Source organism: Rhizobium sp. MHM7A, assembly GCF_005862215.1.
Classification (GTDB): Bacteria; Pseudomonadota; Alphaproteobacteria; order Rhizobiales; family Rhizobiaceae; genus Rhizobium; species Rhizobium bangladeshense.
Map to the genome: position 1 here is coordinate 82,851 of NZ_VCHT01000019.1, position 17,202 is coordinate 100,052.

At 61.5% G+C, this 17,202-nt stretch carries 12 protein-coding genes; 8 read left to right on the top strand and 4 right to left on the bottom strand.

Going from position 1 to position 17,202, the window contains the following annotated elements; all coding sequences use genetic code 11:
- The first annotated feature begins 153 nt into the window (after window positions 1-153).
- The 6 genes from FFR93_RS35780 to FFR93_RS35805 all read left to right on the top strand — a co-directional run bounded on the left by FFR93_RS35780 (window position 154) and on the right by FFR93_RS35805 (window position 4,757).
- The gene (locus FFR93_RS35780) at window positions 154-606 is read left to right on the top strand and encodes a hypothetical protein (RefSeq protein WP_138396657.1); all 453 of its coding nucleotides are present in this window, start codon (window positions 154-156) and stop codon (window positions 604-606) included.
- 27 nt (window positions 607-633) lie between these two features.
- A complete protein-coding gene (locus tag FFR93_RS35785; protein WP_138396658.1) occupies window positions 634-915 on the top strand; it encodes a hypothetical protein in 282 nt (93 codons plus the stop codon).
- 3 nt (window positions 916-918) lie between these two features.
- A complete protein-coding gene (locus FFR93_RS35790; protein ID WP_138396659.1) occupies window positions 919-1,782 on the top strand; it encodes an alpha/beta hydrolase in 864 nt (287 codons plus the stop codon).
- Between the two features lie 154 nt (window positions 1,783-1,936).
- The gene (locus FFR93_RS35795) at window positions 1,937-2,962 is read left to right on the top strand and encodes an ABC transporter substrate-binding protein (RefSeq protein ID WP_138396660.1); all 1,026 of its coding nucleotides are present in this window, start codon (window positions 1,937-1,939) and stop codon (window positions 2,960-2,962) included.
- The gene (locus FFR93_RS35800) at window positions 2,959-3,999 is read left to right on the top strand and encodes an iron chelate uptake ABC transporter family permease subunit (RefSeq protein ID WP_138396661.1); all 1,041 of its coding nucleotides are present in this window, start codon (window positions 2,959-2,961) and stop codon (window positions 3,997-3,999) included. Before FFR93_RS35795 ends, FFR93_RS35800 begins: the two co-directional genes overlap by 4 nt.
- A complete protein-coding gene (locus FFR93_RS35805) occupies window positions 3,996-4,757 on the top strand; it encodes an ABC transporter ATP-binding protein (RefSeq protein ID WP_138396662.1) in 762 nt (253 codons plus the stop codon). The genes FFR93_RS35800 and FFR93_RS35805 overlap by 4 nt, the downstream gene beginning before the upstream one ends.
- Before the next feature lie 18 nt (window positions 4,758-4,775).
- Here the strand turns inward: FFR93_RS35805 and FFR93_RS35810 are convergent, their stop codons facing one another.
- Window positions 4,776-5,243 carry an Lrp/AsnC family transcriptional regulator gene (locus FFR93_RS35810; protein WP_138396663.1) on the bottom strand — a complete coding sequence of 156 codons (468 nt, stop codon included), beginning with the start codon at window positions 5,241-5,243 and terminating at the stop codon, window positions 4,776-4,778.
- Between the two features lie 151 nt (window positions 5,244-5,394).
- Here FFR93_RS35810 and FFR93_RS35815 point away from each other — a divergent pair, with 151 nt between their 5' ends.
- Together FFR93_RS35815 and FFR93_RS35820 are read left to right on the top strand one after the other, a co-directional pair.
- Window positions 5,395-6,597, top strand: a complete 1,203-nt coding sequence (locus tag FFR93_RS35815; RefSeq protein WP_138396664.1) for an amino acid aminotransferase — start codon at window positions 5,395-5,397, stop codon at window positions 6,595-6,597.
- Window positions 6,598-8,226 (top strand): thiamine pyrophosphate-dependent enzyme, encoded by a 1,629-nt coding sequence (locus tag FFR93_RS35820; RefSeq protein ID WP_138396665.1) that lies wholly within the window; start codon window positions 6,598-6,600, stop codon window positions 8,224-8,226.
- Window positions 8,227-8,247: 21 nt separating this feature from the next.
- On the opposite strand, the gene glgB is transcribed toward FFR93_RS35820, so the two are convergent.
- From glgB to FFR93_RS35835, 3 genes are read right to left on the bottom strand one after another with little or no spacing between them, the layout of a single operon-like run.
- The gene (gene glgB, locus FFR93_RS35825; RefSeq protein ID WP_138396666.1) at window positions 8,248-10,452 is read right to left on the bottom strand and encodes a 1,4-alpha-glucan branching protein GlgB; all 2,205 of its coding nucleotides are present in this window, start codon (window positions 10,450-10,452) and stop codon (window positions 8,248-8,250) included.
- Window positions 10,449-13,730, bottom strand: a complete 3,282-nt coding sequence (gene treS / locus FFR93_RS35830; RefSeq protein WP_138396667.1) for a maltose alpha-D-glucosyltransferase — start codon at window positions 13,728-13,730, stop codon at window positions 10,449-10,451. The genes glgB and treS overlap by 4 nt, the downstream gene beginning before the upstream one ends.
- A complete protein-coding gene (locus tag FFR93_RS35835) occupies window positions 13,731-16,958 on the bottom strand; it encodes an alpha-1,4-glucan--maltose-1-phosphate maltosyltransferase (RefSeq protein WP_138396668.1) in 3,228 nt (1,075 codons plus the stop codon).
- Window positions 16,959-17,202: the final 244 nt, after the last annotated feature.

Below are 17,202 nucleotides of genomic sequence, written 5' to 3' on the forward strand. Positions count from 1 at the left end.
CGACAGAAGGTAATTAGTGCTCGACTGGAAAAAGGGTATGGGTGTGCCGCAGGGTTGCATTGACAGCCCTAACCCAAAGTCAACGGCCAAACTTAGCTTGTGTGGGAACAGTTTACGGCCCGCCGTCGTTTCCGTCCTGACAAGGAGAGCGACATGTCGAACGTCTCGAGGACAGGCAGGGAAGAGATAAACAACGCGACCAGCCCGACCACCTTCGGAAGATCGGTCGAAAGCCAGGCGCAGATGCAGGATGCCGCGGCGGAAGCGTCGCCCGAAACAGGCGGCGAGGTGCTCAACGTCTACCGGCTGGAACCGATCGCCAAACCCGACGATCCCAGATGGGGCAATGCCCCCAATCACGGCACCGTCGTGGTGGCTGCCCGGACGCCGGGCGATGCGAGGATCGTCGCAGCCGCGCGCGAACTTGATTTCATGGAAGTCGATGCGGCGCCCGCCGAGGATGTCACGACGGCCAATGCCAGCGCCTTTCGCGACGACAAACTCTACACCGTGATAGAGATCGATCGGAACAGACATGATATAAAGCGCGGCATCCTCGACGGCACGGTCTCGGTCGATACGATCCGGCCGGTCGAGCAGGACTAGAAATCCTTTCTTCACCTGGGAGCTCTCATGAATACCGCCAATCTGCAGCTCAAAGGCCTGATCATGGCGATGGCCTCGATATGCGACGCGATCGTCGAGAAGGAACTGCTCACCCGCGAGGAAATCGATGCCGCACTCTCGAAGGCTCAAAAGGCAATCGAGGACGACGATGACCATGAGCTGTCCGGTGCCAACCGGGCGGCGATCCTGTTTCCAATCCGTGTGCTGCAGTTTGCCGGCGACGCCGGCCGCAAAGGCGAAGGGGCGACGTTCTCGGACTATGCCAAGCTCGTGGGGAAGATGAGCTGACCCATGTTCGAGAGCTTTTCTCTTGATACCGTCGACGTCGGCACGGGTTCACTTCGTGTCCGCCACGGCGGATCGGGGCCCGCCGTTCTTCTGCTCCACGGCCATCCCAGGACACATATGACCTGGGGCAAGGTGGCCGATCAACTTTCTCCCGATTACACGATCGTCTGTCCCGACCTGCCCGGTTTCGGTCGGTCCTACCAGCCGGCCGATGCTCCAGACAGCAGCAACTCTTCGAAGCGCGCTAAGGCTGACGCTCTAGTCGCGCTGATGCGGCGACTGGGCCACGACAACTTCGCGGTAGTCGGCCACGACCGCGGAAGCCTGACCGCCTTCCGCATGGCGATGGATCATCCCCATCGCGTGCAGAAACTCGCCATCGCCGATGGCATTCCCGTAATCGAGCATCTCGAACGCGCCGACTGGAAATTCGCCAGGGATTGGTATCACTGGTTCTTCTTCGCTCAGCCGGAAAAGCCGGAACGGGCGATCTCGGCCGATCCTCTGGCGTGGTACGACAAACTCTCGCCTGACCTGATGGGAAGGCAAGCCTATGACGACCTCATCGACGTCATCCACGATCCAGCCGTGATCCACGGGATGATCGAGGATTACCGCGCCGGTCTCAGCATCGATCACCTCCACGACCGCGAGGACCGCGAAGCCGGCCGGAAAGTGACCTGCCCAATGCTCTGCCTCTGGTCGCTGCGTGACGACATGGAGCAGATCTACGGCGATCCCGTCGCCATCTGGCGGAACTGGGCGGATGACGTGCGTGGCTTCGGCATTGACAGCGGCCATCACGTGGCCGAGGAAAACCCGGAGGCGCTTGCACAGGCGATCGCGAAGTTTCTCGAAAAAAGATAGCAACTCAATCTGAGACGCGCTTGGGTGGCATTTATCTCTGCAACAATGTCCGCCGTTTCCGATTTTGCAATAAGTTGATCCGTTTGGTCTTGTTTCCAGTCAGTCCCTGTGGCTATACCCCGGCCGCATATATTCACGCACCGGGATTTCTTTCGTGACCAACCTTAAATCGCTTCTGGCCGCCTGCGGCCTCTCCGCCCTGATCGGCCTTGTGGCAACGCCGTCATTGGCCGGTTCGACCACCTACCCGCTGACCCTTGAAAATTGCGGCGCTCAGGTGACGTTCAAGAAGGCGCCGGAACGGGCGATCGGGCTTGGCCAGAACAGCGCCGAAGTTCTGCTGCTGCTCGGCCTTCAGGACAAGATGGTCGGCACCGCCTTCTGGCCGAGCAAGGTCCTGCCGCAGCTCGCCGAGGCCAATGCCAAGGTCAAGCTTCTCACCGTCGAGATGCCGACCTTCGAATCCATGCTCGCCGAAAATCCCGATTTTGTCGCCGCGGCCCTGCCGAGCCTGGTCGGGCCGAACAGCAAGATCGCCAAGCGCGAGGATTTCGACAAGGTCGGCGTCGCCACCTACCTCTCGCCCAGCACCTGCCTCAGCACTACGGACGTCAAGGACCAGTATGGCAGCCGCGGGGAACTCTGGAACATGGACCTTCTCTACAAGGAGATCGACGAACTCTCGCAGATTTTCAACGTCGCGGATCGCGGCCAGGCGCTGATCGCCGATTTCAAGGCGCGTGAAGCCGAGCTCCGCGGGAGCGTTGCCAAGGACGGTCGTAACCTGTCCTACGTCTTCTGGTTTTCGAGCCCGAGCCCGTCGGCCGATGCCTATGTCGGCGGCAAGAACAGCGCCTCCGGCTTCATAGCCGACCTGCTCGGCGGACATAATGCCATCACTGCGGACGCGGAATGGCCGACCGTTGGCTGGGAGGGCATCATCGGCGCCAATCCCGATGTCATCGTTGTCGCAAGCCTCGACCGCAACCGCTGGGAACTCGACAAGCCCGAAGCAAAGATCAAGTTCCTGAACACCGATCCGGCCGTCAGCCAGATCCCTGCCGTCAAGAACAAGGCTCTCGTCGTCATGGACGGTCAGGCGATGAACCCGACCATCCGCACTATCTATGGCGCCGAGCAGGTGGCCGAGCAGCTGAAGGCTCTCGGTCTCCTGAAGTGACGGAAGCGGGTAGTTTCTTCAGGCAGCTCGGAGCAGTCACGACACTGCTCCTGGCCTCCCTCTGTCTCATCACTGTCGCCGTCGGCGTCAGCGTCGGGATCGGCGACCTGCCGATCCCGCTGACGACGACGTTCTCGGCCGTCACCAACCGGCTCGGATGGACTGCGATCGAGCTGAACCGCATCCATGAGACGGTGATCTGGGATTATCGCCTGAGCCGCGCGCTCGTCGCCGCCTTCTGCGGTGCAGGGCTGGCGCTATCGGGCGCCATCATGCAGTCGCTGTTGCGCAACCCGCTTGCGGAACCCTATGTGCTCGGCATCTCCGCTGGCGCCTCCACCGGCGCCGTCGCAATCGTCATTCTCGGGGTTGGCGCCGGCGCTGTTTCGCTCTCAGCGGGCGCCTTTGCCGGCGCCTTCGCAGCCTTCTTCTTCGTGGCGCTGCTCTCGAACGGAACGCGCGGCGGGGCGGACCGCACCATCCTCGCCGGTGTCGCAGCATCGCAGCTCTTCAACGCCTCGACCTCCTACATTGTCACAACCTCGGCCAATGCTCAGCAGGCCCGCGACGTGATGTTCTGGCTGCTCGGCAGCTTCAGCGGCGTGCGTTGGCCAGAATTCGCGCTGGTCTCCATCGTCGTCGGTCTCGGCCTGGTTGCCTGCCTGTTCTACGCCCGAGTGCTCGACGCTTTCGCGTTCGGCGACGAGGCGGCGTCTTCACTCGGCGTCAATGTCGCCCGCGCGCGCATGGCGCTCTTTGCACTGACGGCGATGATGACGGCCACGATCGTCAGCATGGTCGGCTCGATCGGCTTTGTCGGCCTGGTCGTGCCGCATGTCGCCCGCTTTGTCGTCGGCCCACTCCATATCCGCCTCCTGCCGGCCTGCGCAATCGCCGGGGCAATCTTCATGGTGCTTGCCGACATCGCCGCGCGCGCGCTCATCCCCAACCAGATCCTGCCGATCGGCGTTGTCACGGCGCTGGTCGGCGTTCCGTTCTTCTCGATCATCCTCTACCGGTTCCAGCGGTCATCATGAGCATCAAGGCCGACAATCTCACCTGGAAGATTGGCAGGAAGACCATTGTCGACGACGTCTCGCTGGAGGCGCAGCCGGGCAGGATGCTTGGCCTGCTCGGACCGAACGGCTCCGGCAAGACCTCTCTTCTGCGCCTTCTGGCCGGACTGCGGCGGCCGCATTCCGGCCGCGTCACGCTCGATCGGAACGACATCGGAAAGATCGGCCGTCGCTCGATCGCCCGGCGCATCGCCTTCGTCGAGCAGCACGCCACGACCAATGCCAATTTGAAGGTTGTCGACGTCGTCAAGCTTGGCCGGTTTCCGCACCGGTCGATGTTTTCAGGCTGGACAGCGGCTGATGAAGAAGCCGTTGAAGCGGCGCTCGCGCGCGCCGGCTTGGTGGAAAAGCGCGACGAGCGCTGGCAGAACCTGTCCGGCGGCGAAAAACAGCGGACCCATATCGCAAGGGCGCTTGCCCAGTCGCCGCAGGAACTGATCCTCGACGAGCCCACAAACCATCTCGACATCCAGCACCAGATCGGCCTCATGCGGCTCGTCTCCGGCCTGCCGATCACCAGCATCATCGCCCTGCACGATCTCAACCATGCCGCCATGTTTTGCGATGAGCTAATCATCATGCAGCAGGGCAGGATCGTCGCCTCAGGCGCACCTGAGGATGTGCTGAGCGAGAAGCTCCTGCGCGAGGTCTTTTCGGTCGAGGCCCGCATCGAAGCCTCGCCCTATCATTCGCGCCCGCATATCCACTATATCAGGTGAGAGCGGCCGGAGCTGCCCTCACGTCACAATCTGCAGCGGCAAAGCGGTCGTCTTTTTGATCGTCCTGAGAACGATGCTCGACTTTACCGACGCGAGATTGTCGGTGACACGGATCATTCTTTCCAGAAACTGGCTGAGATGTTCGAGGTCGCGCGTCATGACCTTCATCAGAAAATCGGCGTCGCCCGTCTGCGAGTAACAATCCAGGATCTCCGGCGCAGTCTCGATGAAACGATGGAGCCGCTCGTTTCCAACCTCTGTATGCGCTCGAAGGCTGACAAGCGTATGGGCGACGACGGTGAATCCCAGTTTCACCGGGTTGAGGATGGCGACGACGCTCTGGATATATTTCTCATTGCGCAGCCTTTCCAAACGGCGGGCGCATTGAGTGGCCGAGAGATTGACCTTCTGAGAGAGTTCACTTTGCGTCAGCTCGCTGTTTTGCTGGAGAGCGGCGAGCAATTTGATATCGAATGGGTCAAGCATGATCATTGCCCCAGCAAGGTGAATTTCTGCGCATTATAGCGATAAGGCGCGGATTATCTGCACAATTCTCAACAAACAGGATGATCATCGCAGAAATTCCTCACGATGGTTCCGTTAATCTCGGTCAAAGACATGCAAGTGGAGGTGGACAGTGTTTGACCAACTGAACAGCCGGCCGGCCGATAGCCTGCTCGCACTCATCAAGGCCTTCCAGGCCGACGATCATCCCGGGAAGATCGACCTCGGCGTCGGCGTTTATCGAGACGCGATGGGACACACGCCCGTCATGCACGCCGTCAAGGCGGCGGAGCAGTTTCTCCTGGAGACCCAGGACAGCAAGAAATATCTCGGCCCGGAGGGCGATTTGCAGTTCGTGCGCCTGCTGGAGCCGATCATCTTCGGCAAATCGCCGAAATTTGCCCAACGCCTCGCCGGCATTCAGACGCCGGGCGGCAGCGGCGCGCTTCGTCTCGGCGCGGAACTCATTAAGGCGGCAAATCCATCGGCGAAGGTTCTGCTCGGAACTCCGAGTTGGCCCAATCATGCGCCGATCTTCGCTTCGGCACGCTTGGACGTAAAGGAATATGAATTCATTGACCTGACGTTACAGCAGGTGACATTCGAAAGCGTCGTCTCCGCCTTGTCTTCCGCCGGGGAAGGCGACGTCGTGCTGCTTCACGGTTGCTGCCATAACCCGACCGGCATCGATTTCACCATGGAGCAGTGGCGAGAAATTACCGATCTCCTCCTTACGCACAGGCTGGTGCCCTTCATCGACCTTGCCTATCAGGGGCTCGGCGACGGTCTCGAACAGGATGCCGCGCCGACACGAATGATCCTCAATGCCGTCGACGAGGCGCTCATCGCCTATTCCTGTGACAAGAACTTCGGTCTTTATCGCGAACGCGTCGGCGCGCTCTATGTCGTGGCCCGCAATGCCGATGACGTCAGAAAGGCTGAAAGCAACATGGCGGCGCTTGCCCGCGTCAACTGGTCCATGCCGCCGGACCATGGGGCCGCCATCGTCAGGTGTATTCTTGAAAGCCCGGAAATGACGGCGATATGGCGCGTTGAACTCGACGAGATGTGCGAGCGCGTCAACGGCAATCGTTCAGCACTTGCCGCCGCTTCACCCGACCTTGCCTTCATCGGCCGGCAACGCGGCCTGTTTTCCAACCTCTCCATGGCAAGAGAAATGGCGGTCGTGCTGAGAGCCAGGCACGGCATCTACATGGCGGATTCCGGGCGCATGAATCTAGCCGGCATGCAGCCGGCCGACGCCGACGCCATCGTCGCAGCGCTTAGGGCAGAAGGCTGCCTGGGGGTCGTAATCGAACATACCGTTGGAGCCTGAATGAGCACGAAAGAAACGACCGGCCAGGCGATCACCCATTCTCTTGTTGCCCATGGGATCGACACGGTCTTCGGCATCCCCGGCGCCCACATGTATGATTTCAACGATGCGCTTTATGACGCCGGCGACAAGATCCGGTTCATCCACACCAGGCATGAACAGGGCGCGGCCTACATGGCCTACGGCTATGCGAAATCCACTGGCCGGATCGGCGCCTTTACCGTCGTGCCCGGCCCGGGCGTTCTCAATTCGGGTGCTGCTCTCTGCACGGCTTACGGCGCCAACGCGCCGGTTCTCTGCATCACAGGCAACATCATATCGCATCTCATCGGCCGCGGCAGAGGACAGCTGCACGAGCTGCCGGATCAGCTTGCGACGTTGCGCGGGATCACCAAGACGGCGGAGCGCATAAACCATCAGTCCGAGGCCGGTCCCGTCATGGCGGGAGTCATCGGCAAGATGCTTTCCGGCCGCCAAGGCCCGGGTGCGATCGAAGCCCCTTGGGACGTGTTTGGGCAATCCGGCCCGGAAACCGACATTCCCGGCGCAACGCGAGCGCCTCACCCGACCGTCAATCCCGATCAGATCGCTGCCGCGGCGGCGCTAATATCAGGCGCCAGCAATCCGATGATCATGGTCGGCGGTGGCGCGGCGGATGCCGGCTCCGAGATCACCGAGCTGGCGGAACTGCTGCAGGCGCCGGTCACATCGCATCGCTCCGGCAAGGGCATCGTCGCCGACGACCATCCGAACTATCTGAACTTCGTCGCCGCCTATGAATATTGGAAGAAGGTCGACGTGCTGATCGGGATCGGCAGCCGGCTTGAACTGCAGTTCATGCGCTGGAAGTGGCTGCCCAAAGCGCTGAAGTTCATCCGCATCGATATCGATCCGACCGAGATGGTCCGCCTCAAACCGGATGTCGGTATTGTCTCGGACGCGAGGGATGGAACGCAGGCTCTGACCGATGCGCTGGCCGGCTTCAGTCGCGAGGACCGCACGCGCGAGTTTGCGGAGTTCAATGAAGAGGCCCGGTCTCGCTTCTCGGCGGTGCAGCCGCAGCTTGCCTATCTCGATGCCATTCGCAAAGCTCTGCCGAGAGATGGCTTCTTCGTCGAGGAAGTCAGCCAGATGGGCTTTACCGCCCGCTTTGCATTCCCGGTCTACGGTCCTCGCCGATATGTGACATGCGGTTATCAGGACAATCTCGGTTTCGGCTTCAACACCGCCTTGGGCGTGAAAGTTGCCCATCCCGATAAAGCCGTGATCTCCGTTTCAGGTGATGGCGGCTTCATGTTCGGCGTCCAGGAACTTGCCACCGCCGTCCAGCACAGGATCGCCGTCGTCGCCATCGTCTTCAACAATTCAGCCTATGGCAACGTGCTGCGCGACCAGAAGCAGACCTACAAGGGCCGGACTCTCGGCTCGGATCTGACCAATCCCGATTTCGTCGCCCTTGGCGAGAGCTTCGGCATTCGATCCTTCAAGGCGACGAGCCCTGGCGAGTTGAGAGACATAGTGAAGAAAGCACTCTCACTCGATGAGCCCGTTCTCATCGAAGTTCCCGTCGAAAAGGGATCGGAGGCGAGCCCGTGGCCCTTCATCCATCCGGCGCCGCACGCCGAATGACCGCAAGGGGCCGAGACCTTTTCACGGCGACGGCCCTTTGAGCAAGATCGTCGCCAGCGGCGGCAACGTCAGCGTGAGGGAATGCGGCCTGCCGTGCGCGGGTACGGGTTCGCTCGACACCGCACCATTGACGAGACCTGAGCCACCATATTCGCTCGCATCCGTCGTTATCCGCTCGATCCAGACGCCGTCGTGCGGTACGCCGATCCGGTAGCCGTAACGCGGCACAGGCGTGAAATTGGAAACCACGAGGACCGAGGACGAGCGATCGGGGGCATAACGCAGCATGCCGAGAACGGAATTGACGGCGTCGTCAGCCGCCGCCCATTCGAAGCCTTCGGAATGGAAATCGCCAAACTGCAATGCCGGCTCGTTTTTGTAAAAGCCGTTTAGATCCTTGACCAGCCGCTGGATTCCCGCATGCGCGGGCCGATCCAGCACATCCCAGCTGACCGAAGCGTCATGGTTCCATTCGCCGGGCTGAGCGATCTCGCCTCCCATGAACATCAGCTTCTTGCCGGGATGGCCCCACATGAAGGCGAGATAGCTGCGCAGATTGGCGAATTTCTGCCATTCATCGCCCGGCATCTTGCCGAGTAGCGAGCCCTTTCCGTAAACCACCTCGTCGTGCGAAATCGGCAGGATGAAACGCTCGGAATAGGCATAGATCATCCCGAACGTCATCGTGCCGTGATGATAGCTGCGGTAGACGGGATCCTTTTCGATATAGCTCAGGCTGTCGTGCATCCAGCCCATGTTCCATTTCATGTCGAAGCCAAGCCCACCCTCTTCCGGCGGCTTGGTGACGCCGGGCCAGGCCGTCGATTCCTCGGCGATCGTTATCGCATGCGGGCAGCGCTCGTGAACGATGCTGTTCAGGTGCTTGAAGAATTCCACCGCTTCCAGGTTCTCGCGCCCCCCATATTGGTTCGGGATCCATTCCCCTTCATTGCGGCTGTAGTCGCGGTAGAGCATCGAGGCGACAGCGTCCACGCGCAGGCCGTCCACATGATAGCGTTCGAGCCATTCGAGCGCGCTGGCAATCAGGAAACCTTTCACCTCGCGCCGGCCGAGATTGTAGATCAGCGTATTCCAATCGCGGTGAAAGCCTTCGCGCGGGTCCTCGTGTTCGTAGAGGGCGGTGCCGTCGAAGCGGGCAAGACCCCAGACGTCTGTGGGAAAATGGGCCGGCACCCAGTCGAGGATGACGCCGATGCCGGCGCCATGGCAGCGGTCGATGAAATAGGCGAAATCCTCGGGCGTTCCATAGCGCCCGGTCGGGGCGAAGAGGCCGAGTGGCTGATAGCCCCAGGAACCGCCGAAGGGATGCTCCATGATAGGAAGCAGTTCGATGTGGGTAAATCCCATCTCACGGGCATAGGGAACGAGCCGTTGGCTGAGCTCGACCCAGTCGAGCGACCGCCCGCCATTTTCCCGAAGCCAGGAACCGGCATGCACCTCATAGACGGAGATCGGCCCTTCCAGTCTCTCCTGTCGGGACCGGCCCTTCATCCAATCGTCATCCGTCCATCGAAAGCGCGTCGAAGATGCGACGATCGACGCAGTAGATGGCGCGGCTTCGCTGGCTCTCGCCACCGGATCGGCCTTCTGCGGCAGGCAGTTCCCATACGCATCGATAATCTCGAACTTATATCTCTCGCCGGCCGCCAGCCGGGGAACGAACAGCTCCCAGACGCCGGCCGACTGCCTCAGCCGCATCGGGTTTCGTCGCCCATCCCAGGCGTTGAAGTCGCCCACGACCGAGACGCGGCGCGCATTCGGCGCCCAAACGGCGAAGCGGACGCCCGCGGCTCCGTCGACCGACATCTCCACCGCGCCGAGCGTCCGGCTCAGGCTGTAGTGGGTACCCTCGGATATCAGGTGAAGATCGAGCTCTCCGAGCAGAAGGCCGAAGCTGTAGGGATCCTCGGTAATCTGCTCGCCATCAGGCCATTTGATCCGTAGGCGGTAGGGTGTTCTCGAACCCGTGGCCGCCGCAAACAAGCCGGAGGGGTGCGCGATGCTGAAAGGCGTCACCACCCTGCCGCTCGCCGCTTCGATGAGATCGACCCCTTCCGCACCCGGAAGATAGGCGCGCACGATCGTCATGCCGCCGCTTTCGTGCGGGCCGAGAATCGAGAAGGGATCGCTGTGTCGGCCCTCGATCAGAGCCCAGAGCGCATCCTGTCCGATGCCTGAGAGAAGTTCCGAGCGCTCAACATTCATGCGTTCACTCCCGCCAGGCGCGATACGATTTCGGTGAGACCGGCGAGGGGGATCGGCAACCACTTCGGCCTGTTGCGAGCTTCATAGGCGATCTCGTAGGCCGCCTTTTCGAGAAGAAACGCATCAAGAAGCCTCCGTCGTTGATCGGGCCGCATAGCGAGTGCCTTCGATGCGGAGACCGCCTGCCAGTAAGCATCGAGAAAGGCCCGCTCGGCATTGCGACCAAAACGCGCGATGGCGTCGCGACGCACTTCGTTCTCGTGTTCGGTAACGGCGTCATTGTCGAGCTGCGCGGTGGCGACGAGATAGCTCAGCGACCTCAGAAGCCCGGCGACGTCGCGGAGCGGAACCGTCTTTGCGCGGCGCTCGGCAAGATTCTTCGCAGGCTCACCCTCGAAATCGATGATGACGGCATCACCCTCGCTGACCAGGATCTGGCCGAGATGGAAGTCGCCATGCGTGCGGGTCATCAGCGCGCCGCGGGCGCTCTCCGCCAGGTTCGCGGCGAGTTCGACGAGTTCCGAGCGGCGTTCGAGAAGAGGAACAGCAAGCAGATCGACCGCGGGATCGGCATTTTCCTCGCGTTCTGCAAGCTTCGACATGGCATAGGCTACTTCGCCCGCCACCGCCTTCTTGATCGCCTCGACCTCGCCGTCTCCGGCGACGAGCGGGCTGAAAGACTCGTCCGCATTCTCCCCCGAGAGAACGACATGCAATTCGCCGAGCCTGAGGCCGACCATTGCAACGAAGCTGATCAGCGACTGGAAGACGTCGTCGCCAGGTTCGACCGCCGGGTCGTTCAGTACAAGTTCGTCGGCGGCGCGGCGCAGATTGTTCAGCATCCAGTTCCAGGCGTCGCCTTGATTGCGGATCGCACCCTGGACGATGATCAAGGTCGAGCGGCGCCCGCTGGAATCGGTGTGCGCAACTTCCCCGAGCAGCGGCGCGGTGTGGTCGTAGCCGGCGCGGGTGAGAAACCGCGTCATCTCGACCTCCGGATGAACGCCCGGGAAAATATGCCTGATCAACTTGATCATCGCGACATCGCCGACGATCAGCGAGCTGTTGGATTGTTCGGCGGAGAGCCAATGGACCGGCATATCGTCGGTGACCTGGAGACGATCGAGCCGCTCCGTGCCGAGAAATTCGAGAGTACCTGTACGCCCGGTAATGCGCGAGCGGTCGGCAAGCCCGCGCAGGATGCCGCGGGCCATCGGCTCGAGGGCAAACCCGTCCGTCAGGAAGCCGACGCGCCTTCCCTGGCGAACCCGCGCGAGGGCAAGCTGTTGGGTCAGCGCCGAGGGATGTGCATCGTCCCAGGCGACCGTCAACGGCAATTGGTAGGATTCGCTGTGATCGGGCAGCACTACTTCCAATTCGCCGAGAACGACGCCATCGGCATAGGGGATCGGGGTGGCGGAGACGAGCCGCGCCGTCTGAAGCGGCTGATCCTTCGCTCCGAACCAGCGCCGCCTGGCGAGATAGGCAGGCAGTATGTCGTTGCTGAGGGCATGCCCCAGCCGCGGCTCATCGACGAGATCGAGCAGGCCGCGGCGGAGAACCATCGTTACGAGATCCGGAAGCTGTTCCGGCGGCGCGGTGCGCCATGCCGGCGGATCAGCATCGGCCTCCAGCTGAAACCAGAAGAAGCCATAAGGCGGCAACGTCAGGAGATAGGTCAATTGTCCGATCGGCGGAAAGGGCGACATGCCCGTCAATTCGATCGGCACGCGCCCCTCGAAGGCTGAGAGGTCGAGTTCGACCGCCTGGGGCAGTCGTGAGAGGTTTGCGACGCACATCAGCGTCTCGCCGTCATATTCCCTGAGATAAGCCAGGATCTTGCGGTTCTCAGGCGAGAGGAAACGCAACGAGCCGCGCCCGAAGGCCGGATGTCTGCCGCGCAGCGCCAGCATCTTTCGAGTCCAATTCAGCAGTGAATGAGCATCGGTGCTCTGGGCTTCTACATTGACGGCCTCAAAACCGTAGAGCGGATCGGCGATCAGCGGCAGAACGAGGCGCGCCGGGTCCGTCCGGGAAAAGCCGCCATTGCGGTCGGGTGACCATTGCATCGGCGTTCGCACCCCGTCCCGGTCGCCGAGATAGATGTTGTCGCCCATGCCGATCTCGTCGCCGTAATAGATCACAGGCGTCCCCGGCATCGACAGCAGAAGCGCGTTCATCAGCTCGATACGCCGGCGGTCGCGCTCCATCAGCGGCGCCAGGCGCCGCCTGATGCCGAGATTTATGCGGGCACGCTTGTCGGAAGCATAGGTCTCCCAGAGATAGTCCCGCTCGGCGTCGGTCACCATCTCAAGCGTCAGCTCATCGTGGTTGCGCAGGAAGATCGCCCATTGGCAATTCTCGGGAATCTCAGGCGTCTGGCGCAGGATGTCGGTGATCGGGAAGCGGTCCTCCTTCGCGATCGCCATGTACATTCGCGGCATCAGCGGGAAGTGGAACGCCATGTGGCATTCGTCGCCTTCGCCGAAATATTCGCGCGTATCCTCCGGCCATTGATTGGCCTCTGCAAGCAGCATCACTCCAGGATGAGTGGCGTCGAGGGCGGCGCGGATGCGCTTGAGGATCGCATGGGTCTCGGGAAGGTTTTCGTTGATCGTTCCCTCGCGTTCGACGAGGTAGGGGATCGCATCGAGGCGGAAACCGTCAATACCGGTTTCCAGCCAGAAGCGCATCACCTTCAGCAGCTCTTCCATGACGAGTGGGCTGTCGAAATTGAGATCCGGCTGGTGGGAATAGAAGCGGTGCCAGTAATAGGCGCCGGCGACCGCATCCCATGTCCAGTTCGACTTTTCCGTATCGAGGAAGATGATGCGTGTTTCCGGGAATTTCTGATCGCTGTCCGACCAGACATAGAAATCCCGCTCCGGCGATCCTGCAGGTGCATGGCGCGCGCGCTGGAACCAGGGATGCTGGTCGGAGGTGTGGTTGATGACGAGCTCGATGATGACGCGGATATTGCGTCGATGGGCGGCTTCGACGAAGGCGCGGAAATCCTCCATGGTCCCGTAGTCCGGGCTGACATTGCCGTAATCGGCGATGTCGTAACCGTCGTCACGGCGCGGCGAGGGAAAGAAAGGCAAAAGCCAGATGGCGTTGACGCCGAGCGCTGCGACGTGATCCAGCTTCTGGTGCAGGCCCGCAAAATCGCCGACACCATCGCCATTGGCGTCGTAGAACGACTTGATGTGCAGCTGGTAGATGATCGCGTCTTTGTACCAGAGCAGCGGATCAACGCTATCGGGATTCATCGTGTCCATTCATGCCTCCGCTGCGCGAACGCGCCAGATCGCAAAGGGCAGGATCTGAGGATTGAAACTCACTCTCTGCCATTTGCCGTTCCACCTGAACCGGTGCCCCGTGACCAAATCCTCGGCGTCGAGCGCGCCGCCGTCTCCAAGCCCCCATTTCCATAGCGGCAGCTCGACATTGCTTTCCTGAAAATGATGCGGATCGAGGCTGATCGCGATCAGCAGGACATTGTCGCGGGCGCGGCTCGCCTTCTCGAAGAACAGAATGTTTTCGTTCCAGGCGTTCAGCAGCGTTAGCCCGAGATGCGAATGCAGCGCGGTGTTTTCGTTCCGGATACGGTTCAGCATTCGGATTTCGGCAATGATGTTGCCCGGCCGGTCGTAATCCCAGGCGCGGATCTCATATTTCTCGCTGTCGGCATATTCCTTGCGCTTGGCATCGGGACGCCCCTCGCAAAGTTCGAAACCGTTATAAACGCCCCACAGCCCGGAAAGCGTCGCGGCGAGTGCAGCGCGGATCAGAAAGGCCGGGCGCGGTGCGTTCTGTAGGAAATCCGGATTGATGTCATGCGTGTTGACGAAGAAATGCGGGCGGAAGAATTCCTTCGGCGCCGTCTCGGTCAGCTCCCGCATATATTGCTCGAGTTCCCACTTCGTATTGCGCCAGGTGAAGTACGTATAGGACTGGGAGAAGCCGATCTTCGCCAATCGGTACATGACCTTTGGTTTGGTGAAGGCTTCCGACAGGAAGACGACCTCGGGGTGGCGCGCCCTGATGTCGCCGATCAGCCATTCCCAGAACGGAAAAGGCTTGGTGTGCGGATTGTCGACGCGAAACAGCTTGACGCCCTGATCGACCCAAAGCTGGACGATATCCCTGAGCTCCACCCATAGAGAGGGCAGCGCGTCTTTCGTATAGAAGTCAACATTGACGATGTCCTCGTATTTTTTCGGCGGGTTCTCGGCGTATTTGATCGTACCGTCGGGCCGCCAGTCGAACCAACCGGGATGTTCCGTCAGCCAGGGATGATCCGGCGAGGCCTGGATCGCAAGGTCGAGTGCGATTTCCAGCCCATGCCGGCCCGCCTCCTCGACCAGCCGGCCGAAATCCTCAAAATCGCCGAGTTCGGGATGGATAGCGTCATGGCCGCCGTGCTCGGAGCCAATGGCATACGGGCTTCCGGGATCGCCCGGTGCTGCCTTCAGGCTGTTGTTGCGCCCCTTTCGGTTGGTCATCCCGATCGGATGGATCGGTGGGAAGTACAGCACGTCGAAGCCCATGTCCCGGATATCCGGCAGCCTTGGGATGACGTCGTCAAATGTGCCATGTCGGTTCGGATCACCGCTCTGCGAGCGCGGGAAAATCTGGTACCAGCTCGCGAAGGCAGCCGACTTGCGTTCGGCATCGACTGCGCTTGTCGTTGAGCGTAGCCGGAAAGGCCGCCTGTCAGCCTTGTTCATCAGCTCTGAGGTTTCTGGATCGAGCAGGATTGCTGTGCGCTCGGCATCCGACGCGTTTTCAAGACTGTCGATGACCGCCTGCAAGTCGGCGCCGAGTGCCGCCGGCGCCTCGGCCTTCGCGGCGCGGACGAGAGTCAATCCCTCCTGAAGCTCCAGCTTCAGATCCAGCCTGGCATCGTTCTTCTTGGTCAGCTCGTAGCGGAAGATCGCGAACGGATTCTTCCACGCTTCAACCGCGAATTCGTAGCGGCCGATGCGCTCCAGCAGGAACTCGGCGCGCCAGCGGTCGTTCTCGACCAGCTGCATCTCGGCCTCGCTCCACTCGGCCATGGCATCGTGCGGCCGCCACAGCAGCACGGCCGCGATCGGGTCGTGGCCGTCTGCGAATATGTCGGCCTCGACGGTGACGGTCTCGCCGACCACGCGCTTGACGGGGAAGCGTCCGTCATCGACCCGCGGCATGATGTTTTCAATGGCAAGCCGCGGCGAGGCGATCGCCTGCTCAACGTCGAGGGCGGGCCGGGATTCGATTGGCGCGGGCGCTTTGGCCTCGATGATCCGCGTCTCCCCTGCCCGCAGGCGCAGGACCGCGCCATCGGCGGCGGCGGGAAGATAACCGGAGGCAGCCTCGCGAAGTGCCGTCATCGGCGCGGATGCGCTTCTCCTGAGATCCCTGTTAATCAGGACAAACCGCACATTCGATGCGTTGCGAAGGTCCTGCTCCTCGGATTGCACGAGCGCCGAAACCGGCCCATTGGCGTTGCGGATCAGGCGAAGCGATGGAGCGCGCGCGTGGCCGGCCCTGCCGATCTCTGCATTGGCGACGCGTATTTCGGAAGAGATGTCGAAGGCGAGATCATGGCGCAGCCTCCGCAAGCCCGAGCCGTCGCCGTGGGTCGGATCGAGCGGTGTCGCCGCACCATATTCGAAACCCATGGGAACCATGAGGCCCCCGCCGAGCGAAGCGGCGAGGCGCAGCGCTCTGACGGCGCGCCGCTCGAGGATTTCGCGGCTCTCGGTCCCGTGAGCGATCCGCTTTGCGAATGGCGGCTCGGGAAAAGCGACCTGCCAGCCGAGCGGCTGCTGGACGCGATGCTCCTCGACGAACCATCTCTCGTCGAGATCCCACCAGGCCATCGATGAAAAACATCCATCGAAACCTGTATCCGCGATCGCTCTCCTCACAGCAAAATCGGTGCCGGGCGTCCAGGCGAGGAATTGAGCTTCCGCCTTCTCGCGCACCGCCGCAATCAGCGATTTCAAAAGTTCGGGGGCGACTCGATCGATTCCGAGCACCCGATAGCCGGAGAGGCCGAGCTCGGACAGCCGCCAAAGCCATTCGGTCCACTCCCCAAGCAATTGCGATTGCCGCTCGGAGCCGATCGTGTTCATCGGCTCCGCCGGATCGAGCGGCGAGCGCCGAGGATCGACCGGACGAGAGCCCGCTTGCGCGTCGCCGACTCTCCCGTCGAGCATCAGGTCCATCATCAGGCCGACGCGGCTCTTCTCAGCGGCCTCGGCCAGACGCAATATCCCATCGTCGACCGCGCTTCCGATCTGCAATGCCGGATCGAGGCGATCGAAATCCCGGAAGGTAAAAACGCTCCGTTCTCCGCCCCGGTCTAAGAGCGGCGCCGTCAGAACATGGCCGAAACCGGTATCGGCCGCGTGGTCGAAAACCTCGCGCCATGCATCGATGCCTTGGAGAAGTAGCGGGTTGACATAATAGATCCGGGGTGGGGTGCTGAGCGCACCCTGCTTCGCAGAGAGTAACATCGGCCGCCGCCTCGCGTTGCTTTTCAGGCAAACTTCCTTTGGCGGAGGTTGTTCCACTCAAGCGATCAATTCACGGCTGCATCAGAACTCGTTGACCAGGCTCAATCACACTGGTGCCCCGATGCGCGGTCCCGCTGCAGACACAATAAACGCCGAAGAGCCTCGGCGATCATGTCCCAGGACGTGGTGTAGCTTAGACGACCACGGCTCATCCCAGAGGGCCGGATGAGTGTCAGCTTGCTGC